At 34.0% G+C, this 12,546-nt stretch carries 14 protein-coding genes; 3 read left to right on the top strand and 11 right to left on the bottom strand.

The features are described from left to right. Nucleotides 1-17: 17 nt before the first annotated feature. Nucleotides 18-689: a LytTR family DNA-binding domain-containing protein gene (locus tag M2098_RS04615; protein WP_134167850.1), complete on the bottom strand. Its 672-nt coding sequence runs from the start codon at nt 687-689 to the stop codon at nt 18-20. Nucleotides 690-817: 128 nt separating this feature from the next. On the opposite strand from M2098_RS04615, the gene M2098_RS04620 reads away from it, so the two are divergent. Continuing rightward, nucleotides 818-3,343, top strand: coding sequence for a heavy metal translocating P-type ATPase (locus M2098_RS04620; protein WP_280681962.1), 2,526 nt, complete (start codon nt 818-820; stop codon nt 3,341-3,343). Between the two features lie 2 nt (nt 3,344-3,345). Further along, nucleotides 3,346-3,618, top strand: coding sequence for a metal-sensing transcriptional repressor (locus M2098_RS04625; protein ID WP_134167854.1), 273 nt, complete (start codon nt 3,346-3,348; stop codon nt 3,616-3,618). Between the two features lie 95 nt (nt 3,619-3,713). Here the strand turns inward: M2098_RS04625 and M2098_RS04630 are convergent, their stop codons facing one another. The 8 genes from M2098_RS04630 to M2098_RS04665 all read right to left on the bottom strand — a co-directional run bounded on the left by M2098_RS04630 (nt 3,714) and on the right by M2098_RS04665 (nt 10,137). Next, complete coding sequence (locus tag M2098_RS04630; RefSeq protein ID WP_280681965.1) at nt 3,714-4,148, bottom strand: GNAT family N-acetyltransferase; 435 nt, start codon at nt 4,146-4,148, stop codon at nt 3,714-3,716. 101 nt (nt 4,149-4,249) lie between these two features. Further along, nucleotides 4,250-4,816 carry a rubrerythrin gene (gene rbr, locus M2098_RS04635; RefSeq protein ID WP_280681967.1) on the bottom strand — a complete coding sequence of 189 codons (567 nt, stop codon included), beginning with the start codon at nt 4,814-4,816 and terminating at the stop codon, nt 4,250-4,252. Between the two features lie 14 nt (nt 4,817-4,830). After that, entirely contained in the window at nt 4,831-5,217 is a 387-nt protein-coding gene (locus M2098_RS04640; RefSeq protein WP_280681969.1) for a transcriptional repressor, read from the bottom strand. A gap of 158 nt (nt 5,218-5,375) precedes the next feature. Beyond that, the gene (locus M2098_RS04645) at nt 5,376-7,097 is read right to left on the bottom strand and encodes a MucBP domain-containing protein (RefSeq protein WP_280681971.1); all 1,722 of its coding nucleotides are present in this window, start codon (nt 7,095-7,097) and stop codon (nt 5,376-5,378) included. A 183-nt stretch (nt 7,098-7,280) separates the two neighbouring features. Then, entirely contained in the window at nt 7,281-7,517 is a 237-nt protein-coding gene (grcA3, locus tag M2098_RS04650) for an autonomous glycyl radical cofactor GrcA3 (RefSeq protein ID WP_134167861.1), read from the bottom strand. Between the two features lie 32 nt (nt 7,518-7,549). Continuing rightward, entirely contained in the window at nt 7,550-8,404 is an 855-nt protein-coding gene (locus tag M2098_RS04655; RefSeq protein WP_280681974.1) for a DegV family protein, read from the bottom strand. 11 nt (nt 8,405-8,415) lie between these two features. Beyond that, nucleotides 8,416-9,264 (bottom strand): DegV family protein, encoded by an 849-nt coding sequence (locus M2098_RS04660; RefSeq protein ID WP_280681976.1) that lies wholly within the window; start codon nt 9,262-9,264, stop codon nt 8,416-8,418. A gap of 15 nt (nt 9,265-9,279) precedes the next feature. After that, on the bottom strand, nt 9,280-10,137 hold the full coding sequence (locus tag M2098_RS04665) for a DegV family protein (protein WP_280681978.1): 858 nt from the start codon (nt 10,135-10,137) through the stop codon (nt 9,280-9,282). 101 nt (nt 10,138-10,238) lie between these two features. On the opposite strand from M2098_RS04665, the gene M2098_RS04670 reads away from it, so the two are divergent. Beyond that, complete coding sequence (locus M2098_RS04670) at nt 10,239-10,859, top strand: YigZ family protein (RefSeq protein WP_280681980.1); 621 nt, start codon at nt 10,239-10,241, stop codon at nt 10,857-10,859. 43 nt (nt 10,860-10,902) lie between these two features. On the opposite strand, the gene M2098_RS04675 is transcribed toward M2098_RS04670, so the two are convergent. Continuing rightward, nucleotides 10,903-11,688, bottom strand: coding sequence for an HAD family hydrolase (locus M2098_RS04675; RefSeq protein ID WP_280681981.1), 786 nt, complete (start codon nt 11,686-11,688; stop codon nt 10,903-10,905). Nucleotides 11,689-11,697: 9 nt separating this feature from the next. After that, nucleotides 11,698-12,480, bottom strand: coding sequence for an HAD family hydrolase (locus M2098_RS04680; RefSeq protein ID WP_280681983.1), 783 nt, complete (start codon nt 12,478-12,480; stop codon nt 11,698-11,700). Nucleotides 12,481-12,546: the final 66 nt, after the last annotated feature.

The following is a 12,546-nucleotide window of genomic DNA, read 5'->3' on the forward strand; positions in this document are numbered from 1 at the left end:
CTGCTTTTTGTATTATATTATAAAGTTTTTGCGCGAATGTAACGCAGTAATTTAGGTTTGCGTGAGCGTGATATTGGTAGACGTACATGGTTATGCAATTCTACTTCATCACCTTCAATTCTAAAAATATATTCATAATTAACAAGAATTCCACTATTTACGCGTACAAAATCGTATGGTTCAAACTCTTCACTTTTCTTGTTCATGCTTCCGCGTTCGTAGAATTCACCACGTTTCGTATAGTATACCAAGTTCTTTTCTTCTTTAATCACATAATAAATATCATGATATTTTAATTTTAATGTGACTCCATTATATGAGAATAAATATTCACTATGCTTACGCAAACGAATGTTGATCATGTCTTTGATGCGAACAAACTCATTGGCAAAATCCGAACGCTTGATGCGAAAGATTCGTCCATAGTTAACATTTTGACTTTCATAGCCATCTTGGCATAAGTAAATATACACACTATTGCTTTTATCAAAATTCAATGCAGATGTAATACGCACATTATTGTATGCCTCATTTAAAATGACAACATCAAATTGCCCAGTATCTTCTTTGACTAAATCCACAATCTTCTCATAGTAGTTAAACGTAAATTCATCACTAAGAATCTTCGGTAATAAGAAGATAACATCTTTAGCAATTTTCTCTTGTTCAACTATTGCAACTTTCAACATACACAAAATCTCCTACAGGTATTATACACTATTCTAATTTTTTCCCAAAGGATAATCGTTGACAAAATATCGAAACCGTTTTATTATAAATACACACCCCTAGGGGGTATTAGAAATGAGGTGTTACAATGAAACAAAAAATCGATGTAACCGGAATGACATGTAGTGCTTGTGCTGCACATGTTGAAAAAGCAGTAAAGAAATTACCAGGCACAAAAGAAGCTAATGTCAATTTAATGCAAAACAAATTACTCATTGATTACGATCCTAAAGTAACTAGTGAGCAAGATATCAGTGGTGCTATTGAAGCCGCTGGTTATGGCGTGAAAAAAGAAGTACAAACAACAAACACAGAAAATCAATTTGCTAAACAAGCAAAACAGGAAAAGCGAAAACTTTGGATTTCTGTAAACTTATTAATTGTACTTATGTATATTTCCATGGGAAGTATGGTTGGCTTACCTTTACCATCCTTTTTAGATGGATTACATAATGCAATCACATTTGCGATGGTTCAATTTCTTTTAACACTAATCATCCTAAGCATGCATTTCCATTATTTTAAAAATGGATTTAAAGCGCTGATTCATCGTGCACCTACAATGGATTCCTTAATTGCCTTAGGAAGTAGTGCTGCTTTACTTTATGGTATTTATGCAATTATCATGATGGGACAAGGTCTAGCAAATCAAGATATGCATATGGTTCACACATATCACATGGACTTATACTTTGAAAGTGCAGCAATGATTGTGACTTTAATTTCGGTAGGTAAATACTTAGAAACCCGTTCCAAAGGTAGAACCAATGATGCCATTCAAAAATTAATGGATCTTACACCAAAAACTGCATTTGTTCAAAAAGGTAATCAAGTAATTGAAGTTGCCATTGAAGATGTGCAAAAAGATGACATCTTAATTGTTAAAACTGGCGCAAGTATTCCTGTAGATGGAAAAATTATCGAAGGAAACGGAACACTTGATGAAGCATTGATTACTGGAGAAAGTATTCCTGTTGAAAAACACGAAGCAGATAAAGTAATTGGTGGTACTATCCTTGTTTCTGGATATATAAAAATGCAAGCACTGCATGTTGGTGAAGATACAACTATTGCCAAAATCATTCAGCTTGTTGAAGATGCAAATGCCTCAAAGGCTCCTATTGCAAAACTTGCGGATAAAGTAAGTGCCGTATTTGTACCAATCGTTATAGCCATTGCGACTATTGCAACCATCACATGGTTAGCTCTAGGTTATGATTTAAGTTTCTCATTATCCATTGGTATTGCAGTTCTTATTATTAGTTGTCCTTGTGCACTAGGACTAGCCACACCAACAGCAATTATGGTTGCAACTGGAAAAGGTGCCCAATTAGGAATTCTATTTAAAAATGCCGAAAGTTTGGAACAAGTTGGTAAAATGGATACTATCGTCTTAGATAAAACTGGTACCTTAACAAAAGGAAAACCTGAAGTTACTGATGTTGTAAGTCAAAATGAGATGCACTTATATGCTGTTGCTTATGCACTTGAACATAGAAGTGAACATCCTCTTGCAAAAGCAATAATCAATTATACTAAAGATCAAGATATCGAAGCGATTCCTATTGAACAATTCGAACAAATTGCTGGGCAGGGAATCAAAGCAAGTAGTGAGACAAACACCTATTTTGCTGGAAATGCAAAAATGATGGAAGTAAACCAAATGCAAATCGATGCTTATCAACAAGTTGCCTCGCAGTTTGCAAATGAAGGAAAAACCGTATTGTACTTTGCTGAAAACAATCAAGTCATCGGACTGATTGCACTTGCAGATGTACTAAAAGATAGCAGCATCGAAGCTATTGCAGCAATTAAGCAACTTGGTAAAGAAGTCGTGTTATTAACTGGTGATAACAAACAAACTGCAGCCGCAATATCAAAAAAAGCAAATATCGATACCGTCATTGCTGAAGTATTACCCCAAGATAAAGAAGAATACGTACGCAAATTACAAACACAAGGAAAACAAGTTGCCATGGTCGGTGATGGAATCAATGATGCACCTGCACTTGCTAGAGCAGATGTAGGAATTGCAATCGGCGCAGGAACAGAGATTGCCATGGAAAGTGCAGATGTCATTCTAATGCACAGCGACTTAATGGATGTAGCAACAAGTATTCAGTTAAGTAAAGCAACCATTCGTAATATCAAGCAAAACTTATTTTGGGCATTCTTCTATAATGCCATCGGAATTCCATTAGCTGCAGGATTATTTTATCCAGCTTTCCAATTAAAACTAAACCCAATGTTTGGTTCAGCAGCAATGAGTTTATCCAGTTTATTTGTTGTAAGTAATGCATTGCGACTACGTTTTTTTAAACCAACATACTCAAGCACAAATGTACAACAACATGAAGTACATACAGAAACAATCGAAATAGATAAAAAGAAAGGAGGATTACCTATGAACAAAGTAATCCATATTAATGGCATGATGTGTGCCAACTGTGAACGTCACGTAAATAACGCATTAAATGCACTAGATGGAGTTGAAGCAAAAGTGGATTTAGCAAACAATCTAGCAAATATTACGCTTTCAAAAGATGTTGATGATGCAACACTTACCAAAGCTGTTACTGATGCAGGATATGAAGTTACTTCCATTGAAGGTTAGTCATGCAAGCAGATCATAAAAAAATAGAGCGATACTTAAAAACCGCTCGTGGCCAAATCGATGGCATATTAAAAATGATTGAGGAAGACAAGTACTGTATCGACATTGTTAATCAAGTATTGGCTAGTGAAGCATTACTATCAAAAGCAGCTAAACAGATTTTACTTGGACATATCCAAGGCTGTATCGTTGAAAGCTTTGAATCCGATGATAAAGAATATCAAGCAGAAAAAATGGCTGAACTTTCAAAAGTATTAGATAGAATCGCAAAATAAGAGGCAAATCGCAATGATTGCCTCTTATATTTATATTCATAAAACATCCATATATCCAACATAAGATATATTCTGTTTGCCTGATAATTTACACTCTAAAACTCGTATTTCATTGGTGTAAATCTTATACCATTTGTTACTTGTTCATCAGCTACATCCACAAACCCCAATTTATGATAAATAGAAATTGCATAAGGAGATGCATTCACTGTGATGACTTCACTTTTACTCTCATCACGAATATACTCCCAAAGTTTTCTACCAATACCTTGTTTATGATATTTCGCTTTCACAAAGAAGAAACATATATGTTTTCGATTATTCCTTGTAGCAATTACACCTTGAAGTTCATCTTGATTATATGCTCCCCAAAATTCCACACTTGTCATGATTTCTTTATTGTCTATATAATCTTTGAACCACTGTATTCCTTCTTTCGAATAATCAGGACCTTCAAATTGTAGAAATGTCTCCCAAATCAGATCAATTGCATTTGGAATTTGTACTGCATCTATTTTTTTAATTTCCATATAATCATCTATTGTTTCTTTTTTTGTATTATAACATCTCTTTTTGTATGAAGTTAAAAAAACAGAATTAACGTTTCTGCTAACTCTGTTATTTACACGATTTATTTGTGGTTTGAAAATCTTGTGTTTGTGAATTTCTTTTCTTCCACTGCGAATTCAGCTTGACCAAATCCACATACTGGACAAATTTTTGGTGCTTCTACACCTTCTGCATGATATCCACAGATTCCACATACCCAAGTAGTTGCTTCATCTTTTTTGAATACTTTACCTTCTTCTACATTTTTAAGAAGATCTAAGTAACGTTCTTCGTGACCTTTTTCGATTTTTGCAACTTGTTCCATTTGGAATGCAATTTTTGTAAATCCTTCTTCGTGAGCTTCTTTTGCCATACGGTCATACATATCTGTCCACTCGTAGTTTTCACCTTCTGCAGCAGCTTTTAAGTTATCAGCAGTTGTGTGAATTTCTCCACCTTGAAGAGCTTTGAACCACAATTTTGCGTGTTCTTGTTCATTACGTGCTGTTTCTAAGAATATTTCAGCAATTTGTTCCATACCTTCTTCACTAGCTTTTTGTGCAAAGTATGTATACTTGTTTCTTGCCATTGATTCCCCAGCAAATGCATCCAATAAATTCTTTTCAGTTTTTGAACCTTTTAATTCCATGTCTGTCTAACCTCCTATTTTTCTAAACAATCCTTACAGACTCCTTTAACAACGACTTCATGCGAATCGATATGACCAACTACTTCATCGTTTGTAAATTTGCTATGATATTCCGGGTCGAACGGTGCTTCTAAGTCGTATAATTTATGACACTTCTCACAAAAGAAATGGTAATGTGGATCACTTGTTTTATCGTAAACAAAGCGGTCTCCATCAATTGGAATTTTCTTTACTTGCTGCATTTCACTAAGAATACCTAGATTACGATAAATTGTTGCTAGTGAAATCTTCAAGCCTTTTTGATTCATTCCTTCATAAATTTGTTCTGCACTGGCATGACCAATCATGCCTTGCATATAATCTAAGATCATATCCCTTTGCTTTGAGTGCTTATATGACATAAAGCTCCTCCTTCCTGAATATGAATGTATTATATCATCTATTTTTCAATTTGTGAATAATTTTAAGAATAATTCTTAAAATAATTCTTAATATAGAAAAACAGACTATCTGATTCAGTCATAAGAATCATACATAGTCTGTTTAACATTGGCAATTATCACAAACGACTTTTTGTGTTTTTTATCTTTTTATACGTAAGAATTACTGTACAACATAAAGCTAACGATGCCATAACATATAAATTCGCCATAGTTTCATTAAGGTTTACACCTGTGCTTGGTTGATTTGTGACTACTTGTTTATTTTGTTGATCACTTGGTACAATACTTGGTTTTTCATTGTTTGGAATTGTTGGATCTGGCTTACTTACTTCAATATTTTTTTCCCACTGTGCTACATAAACGATATCTCTTGTTACTGTTTTTTCAACGTTAGGATACCATCCTTTAAACGTATAACCTTCTCGATCTATCATTTCTTCATATACTGGAGTGTCCATACCCTCTTCTACAGAATATATAACATCTTCAAAGATCATTCCACCTTCAACTCCATCAGTATATGTAACATTGTAATATCTAATTTTTTCATAAACATATGTAACCGAAGTCGTTTTCTCAACAAACTCACCACTTTCATTTCCGATGACTTCTTTATAACGATATCCATCAAACTCTTTTCTTTCAAGTTGATATGTATCACCTAGCAAACCTTCAATTTCTATAGGCTGAATAATTTCATTGTCTTGTTCATCAACATATGAAACAATCACTTTTGATGGTTTAGCAACAACATCATAATAGTGATAATAGAGTGATTTTTGGAAACCTCCACCTTCAACACTTATTACAACGATATATTTACCAACTTCTTGGTTTAATTCCTTTGGTATGAAAATTTCACCTTGGTTTACATATCCATCTTGGCTAACATCAGTAGCTTTATCCATAATACTTTGATGTGTATCTTCTTCTACATAGGTTGCATGATGCACTTTAATTACATGATTGTTATTGTGGTGTAACTGAGCAAATGTACGATATACTGGTAATCCAGAAATTTCATATGCTTCACCTTGTTTAATCATTGCATCATCAACTGATATATTTGACTGGCTCGCCAATCCTTTTGCATTAATACTTGTAATATACGTATATTCATCAAGACTTACATTTGTTAGGTGATTTCCCACAAATGTTACGGTTTTTAATTTTTGTAAAGTTGTAAGACCTTTTGGTAAAGAAGTCAACTTCGCATTTGATGCATATAATGTATCAAGATTTATTAACTTACTATAATCACCTGGCATTTCTTGAATAAATGTACCTGTAATATTTATTCGATTTAAATTTTGTAATTCTGTTATACTTTCTGGAATACTCGAAATACTTGTTTTATTAAGTTCAATTCTTGTTAGATTTGTGAGATTTTGAATTTCACTAGGTACAGCTCCACTCATATTCAAATTCGAATTCAACTCTAATCTTTCTAATTTTGTTAGTTTAAGTACTTCCTTTGGAAACTCTTGAAGATTCGTTGCAAACAAAACTAAAGTCGTAATATTTGGAAAATTCTCTAATCCTTTTAATGATTGAATATCCTTGTTCGTAATCTTTACATATTTTAGACCTTGGACATTCGCTTCAGTGATTACATAATCTACGTCATACTGTCCTGACAACATGTATGCAATTTCTTTACCTAATTCATCATCAGCAAATACTTCAGAAATACGTTTCCCTACAATCGCATCTAATTGGGTATTTTCATTTGCCTGTATTGGTTGCATAATCCCAATAGCAGCAATACACACCATAAAGACAACGAGCACTACTTTTTTCACTTTTCTTTGAATTATTTTTTGTGTTCTTTTATACATAACTATCTTCCCTCCATTCCACCGTCACAAAAACACACAGCACGGTTTCAGCTCTATAGTTACATAGTTCTTTACCTTTTTCTTATTTACCGTCATCAATGAGCAGTTTATTGACATGAAAATTATTGAATCAACATAGAAAAAAAAGACTGGCAGCTTTTACTGAGAAAAGCTGTCAGTCTTTTACATTCCTTCGTGCATTGTACGATTGATAACGTCATCTTGTTGTTCTTTCGTTAACTTATTGAAGTTTACTGCATAACCAGATACACGAATCGTAAGTTGTGGATAACGCTCCGGATGTTTTTGTGCATCAAGTAATGTCTCGCGTGTAAACACGTTTACATTTAAATGGTGCCCTCCGCTTTCGGCGTATCCATCAATCATCGTTACTAAATTATCAATACGATCTTGTTTCATGATATACCTCCTTTACTCTCACACAAATTATTCTATAATTCTTTAAAATATTGAATGGCTATTGAACCAATTCCTGTATGTACTCCAACAACACTTACAAGCTTAATGAAATTGTAATGTGCATTTGGAAAATACTCTTTACACTGTTCTAAAAACTTTCTTCCTAATTCTTCCGCTTTCACATGCGTTACTGTAATACTATACTGTTCACCTAAAGCTGGAATTTCTTTTTTCATAATCTCTAAAGCTTCATCTAGCGCTTTAGACATTGTTCGCACTTTTTCTTTTACATCTACTTTTCCTTTGGTAGATTTATTGATTTGTAAGATTGGTTTAATCTTTAGAAATCCACCAAGTGTTGCTGCAAGTGGTGTTAATCTTCCACCTCGACGCATGTGTTGTAAATCATCAGGAATAATTAATGTATTCGTCGTATCACAGATCTCATTTAAGATATCCATAATTTCATCAATTGTTTTTCCTTGTTCATAAAGTTCCTTTGCACGAACTACCATATATCCTTCAACTATTGCAGTTACATGATTATCAAACCCATAGAATATAAGCCCAACTTGTTTTGCGACCATTTCCATGGCATCCATCGTTCCACTAAGTCCTTTACAAATCGGAACACAGAAAACTGCTTCATATCCATCAGCTTTTAACTTGGTGAATAATTCTTCAATTCGTCCAAGTGGTGCTAGTGATGTTTTGATCACTTTCTTTTGTTCCATCAATTCGTTAACTTGGTCAACGTTAATGTCTTCATTTTCTAAATATGCGTGATTTCCTTCAGAGATTTGCAAAGGAACGCTGTACACACCGTGTGTAGCTGCTTCTTTTACACTCCATCCAGTTCCACTGTCAGTAACAAATGCTATTTTCATATGAATATCACCTAAACTTTCTTAATATATTGCAATCCAATCGCTCCAGTTCCGGTATGTGCCGCAATAACTGGTGCAAGCAATCCAAATACTTTCATATCTGTTTGTACTGCATCAAAGTATAATTCTTTCATCAGTACACCTGCTTCATCTGCATTTACATGTAAAATTGCAATCACATATGAATCATCAATTCCGCGTTCTAAAAATGTATCAACTGCTTGCTTAATCGCTTTTGACATCGTACGAACTTTTGCATGTTGATCTACTTTCCCACCACTTGATTCATTTAACTTTAAGATTGGTTTGATTTTTAACATCCCACCAAGTCTAGCTGCCATTGGCGTTAATCTTCCTCCAGCTGCTAAATGGTCAAGATTTTCTACAATTAAAAATGTATTACTATCATCGATAGATGCTTGTATACGTGTTTTAATTTCTTCGATATCCAATCCTTCATCGACCAAACGTTTTGCACTTTCAGCAATATACATTTGAATAAATGCAGTAGTATAAATTTCAAAGCAAGTGATTGGTAAACCAACATTATCTGCTGCTAGTTTTACTGCTTGCATCGTTCCTGAAATACCTGCACTTAATGGCACGAAAATCAAGTGCTCATATCCATCTTCCTTCATCTTTTCAAGCATTTCTTCAACCAACCCAATTGGTGGCAAACTTGTTTTCAACATCTTTCCATCTTCTAACATTTGAAAGATTTGTTCAGTTGTTGTATCGACTCCATCTAAATATACGTTATCACCATCAATAATTTGTAATGGCAAAAAGTATAACCCTTTGGCTTCTACCTGCTCTTTGGTTAAACCGCACCCACTATCGGTTAATACTGCAATTTTCATGTTTTCTTTTCTCCTCTAATTTGTTTTCAAAGTTGTTTGTACTGCCACACAGCCAAGCCCCCCGTGACAAGTTAGGACTGTTGGTAGTTCAATGATTTCACACTCAATATCGTCAAAGTACGCTTTGGCAATTTTCTCAACCTTTTGCGCTCCTTTTATATTATTCGCATGTAAGATATAGGCTTTATGCGTTAATGCTGTTACATTTAGCGAACGCAGTTTATCCACTGCTTCAGAAACCAACTTTGTTTCCGTACGTGCTACTGCAAACTTATCAACAACACTTCCATCTTCTTTTAAATATAATAAGATTTTAATTCGCAACAAAGATGCGACGTTTGCCGCAATTGGTGAAATACGTCCACCACGTTTTAGTTGCGTTAAACTTTCTGGATATAAATACGAGAAACTGTTTTTACATTTTAAATCAATTACTTGTAAAATCTCATCTACGCTTTTATCTTCACTTGCCATTTGTTTCGCAGTGCGTACACAATCAAGAATTGGTGCAGCAACACTACGCGTATCAATAATGTATACATTACTCATACCTAAATCTTCTTTTACCATGTGGTATGTGTGGTTTGCCCCACTTAAAGAAGATGAACATGTAAAGATTAGAATTGCTTCATAATCTTTTTGTTTCCACTGTTCCATGCGTTGTGTAACATACCCGATACTTGGTTGTGATGTTGTTGGTACAACACCATTTTCTAATTCACGATAAAGCGTTTCTTTATCTATATCTATAAGATCTTTAAATTCACGTTCATTTATAATGACGGAAAGCGGCAGCAATTCTACACCAAGTGCATCTGCCATTTCAAAATCCATTGCACTTGTCGTATCACATACAATTAAATAGTTTTTCATGTTTCTACCTCGTCTACGTTTATTTTACCACATTATACACCGCTTGATAGAAAAAACCCACTTGGTTGCTGTGGATAGTTAAATAATGATATGATACGTGTATGTATAGAATAAAAGAAGCCACAAATCACGAGATTGTGATTGATAAAAGTCGATTCATTTGTTACTTATTTCGCGTATTTAGCGAACAAGAAGCAAAAGATAGAATACTAGAAATCAAGAAATTACATCCAAATGCAACACACCACTGTTATGCCTTTATGATTGGAGCGCATAATGAAATCCAACGTAGCAACGATAATGGAGAACCTAGTGGAACTGCAGGTGCACCAATATTAGATAGTCTTACTAAAAATGAGATGAATGATACACTTGCTATTGTTGTTCGCTATTTTGGTGGGATTAAATTAGGTGCCGGCGGATTGATTCGTGCATACTCAAAAAGTACAAGTGAAGCAATTAAGCATGCAACTCGCACAAAGAAAATGGATACTATTGTTTCTATGATCACCTTTGATTATAATTTCATTGGAATTCTTGATCATTATTTAAGTACCAACCAAATCATCGTCTTAGATAAACAATACGAAGAACATGTAACATACACCCTGCGTAGTACACAGGATATAGCTAAAGATATCCAAGAACTAAGTAGTGGTAAGTTTCTACTTCAACATATTAAAAATGAAGAAGTGGAAATTGATGTGCCTCATGAAGCATAAAAGACAGTTTACTCAATTATTTTTGAGTCAAACTGTCTTTTTCTTATGTATTAAGTAGTGTTTCAAGTGTTTGAATCACTGCTTCTTCATCATTTGTACCAATAATATATTTTGCTACTTTTTTCACTTCGGGATGTGCATTTTCCATCGCATAGCTCTCTTTTGCTACTTTCAACATTTCATAATCATTTAAATAATCACCAAATGCCATAACTTCTGATGTTTCCAGATGTAAAAGTTCCGTAAGTTTTTTTACACCAAAACCTTTGTTGATGCCATGATTACTAAAATCTGTCCACTCTACCGCTGATATTGTAACATCACAGTACTTTCGAAATGGTTCAAAGGTTTCTGTAAAATCCTTGGCATTGTAGTTTTCAAAATACGTTGCCATCTTTACGATATCATCCTGAATATCTTCAAATGTATCTACCCATAACATGTTTGGATAATACACATCAAAGATATGTCCAAGATGTTTAAATTGCTTCAAACCATAAGTAACCATACCGCTTGCAAATAGTGGTACAACTCCTTCTAACTGTAAAATTTGTGTAGCGATATCTTTTAATATTATTTTATCCATATTACTTGTATATAACATCTTGCCCTGATGGAATAATACACTACCATTTTCCGCAATGACAGTAAATCGATCTTTAAACTTTGGAAAATCACGTTGTACACTTGCTAATGACCGACCCGTCGCAATTCCAACGTAGTAGCCACGATCCAACAATTGTTCAAATACTTCATTTGTTTTTTCAGGTAGGCTTTTATCGGAACGCGCTAAAGTTCCATCCATATCACTTAATATTAACTTCACCATTCTTGTCACCTACTTCAATTCAAATACTTCTTTTATCGTTTGGATAACTGCTAATTCATCATTACTACCAATTACATGTTTTGCGACTTTTTTCACAGGTTCTACAGCATTTGCAACCGCATAACTTTCTCCTGCATTTTTAAGCATTTCATAATCATTCATATAATCACCAAATGCCATTGTTTCTTCTTTAGAAATATGTAGTAATTCTTGTAGTTTTTGCAGGGCTTTTCCTTTATTTAAGTCTTTAGCAAACACATCAATAAAATCAGATCCAGAATAGACAACTGTATAGTTTTCTTTATATGGTTCAAGTTCCTTGGCAAAACTTTCTGCATTTCCATCTGGCAAATAAATAGAGATTTCAAGAATTTCATCATCAACCAAGCATAAATCATCAACCATTTCCACAGCAGGAAAGTGATGCTCTAAAATTGGCAAAGCAAAAGCAAATTCCTTTTCAATGTATGCCATCTTTAAACCCGAAGCAACTAAACAATATCGTCCATCAATGTATGCACGAATGCTTTGAATCACTGATGTATCTGTTGTTTCCAAGTGAATGATTTTTCCTTTATGGCAAATAACAGCTCCATTTTCTGCAATAATTGTAAGTTCAGAAAAAATCTTTTTAAAGTCTCGTTTTAATGATCCTAACGATCTACCTGTCGCAATCCCGCAATATACACCTTTATCCAATAATTGTTTGAAAATTCCATCTACTTCACTAGGAATCTCAAAATTTGATTTTACGAGCGTACCATCCATATCGCTCAATACTAGTTTAATCATAAACACCTCATCTATAATCGTCTTCATTAGTATAGCATGTATTTTATTACATATTTACTTTCATGT

Source organism: Breznakia sp. PFB1-19, assembly GCF_029893935.1.
Taxonomy (GTDB): Bacteria; Bacillota_I; Bacilli_A; order Erysipelotrichales; family Erysipelotrichaceae; genus Breznakia; species Breznakia blatticola.

Bases quoted from the DNA above. Each gene is read 5' to 3' on its own strand.
- M2098_RS04670 (WP_280681980.1), top strand. From the start codon at position 10,239: ATGTATAGAATAAAAGAAGCCACAAATCACGAGATTGTGATTGATAAA.
- M2098_RS04665 (WP_280681978.1), bottom strand. From the start codon at position 10,137: ATGAAAAACTATTTAATTGTATGTGATACGACAAGTGCAATGGATTTT.
- M2098_RS04615 (WP_134167850.1), bottom strand. From the start codon at position 689: ATGTTGAAAGTTGCAATAGTTGAACAAGAGAAAATTGCTAAAGATGTT.
- M2098_RS04660 (WP_280681976.1), bottom strand. From the start codon at position 9,264: ATGAAAATTGCAGTATTAACCGATAGTGGGTGCGGTTTAACCAAAGAG.
- M2098_RS04630 (WP_280681965.1), bottom strand. From the start codon at position 4,148: ATGGAAATTAAAAAAATAGATGCAGTACAAATTCCAAATGCAATTGAT.
- M2098_RS04640 (WP_280681969.1), bottom strand. From the start codon at position 5,217: ATGTCATATAAGCACTCAAAGCAAAGGGATATGATCTTAGATTATATG.
- M2098_RS04625 (WP_134167854.1), top strand. From the start codon at position 3,346: ATGCAAGCAGATCATAAAAAAATAGAGCGATACTTAAAAACCGCTCGT.
- M2098_RS04680 (WP_280681983.1), bottom strand. From the start codon at position 12,480: ATGATTAAACTAGTATTGAGCGATATGGATGGTACGCTCGTAAAATCA.
- rbr (WP_280681967.1), bottom strand. From the start codon at position 4,816: ATGGAATTAAAAGGTTCAAAAACTGAAAAGAATTTATTGGATGCATTT.
- M2098_RS04620 (WP_280681962.1), top strand. From the start codon at position 818: ATGAAACAAAAAATCGATGTAACCGGAATGACATGTAGTGCTTGTGCT.
- M2098_RS04645 (WP_280681971.1), bottom strand. From the start codon at position 7,097: ATGTATAAAAGAACACAAAAAATAATTCAAAGAAAAGTGAAAAAAGTA.
- M2098_RS04675 (WP_280681981.1), bottom strand. From the start codon at position 11,688: ATGGTGAAGTTAATATTAAGTGATATGGATGGAACTTTAGCGCGTTCC.
- M2098_RS04655 (WP_280681974.1), bottom strand. From the start codon at position 8,404: ATGAAAATAGCATTTGTTACTGACAGTGGAACTGGATGGAGTGTAAAA.
- grcA3 (WP_134167861.1), bottom strand. From the start codon at position 7,517: ATGAAACAAGATCGTATTGATAATTTAGTAACGATGATTGATGGATAC.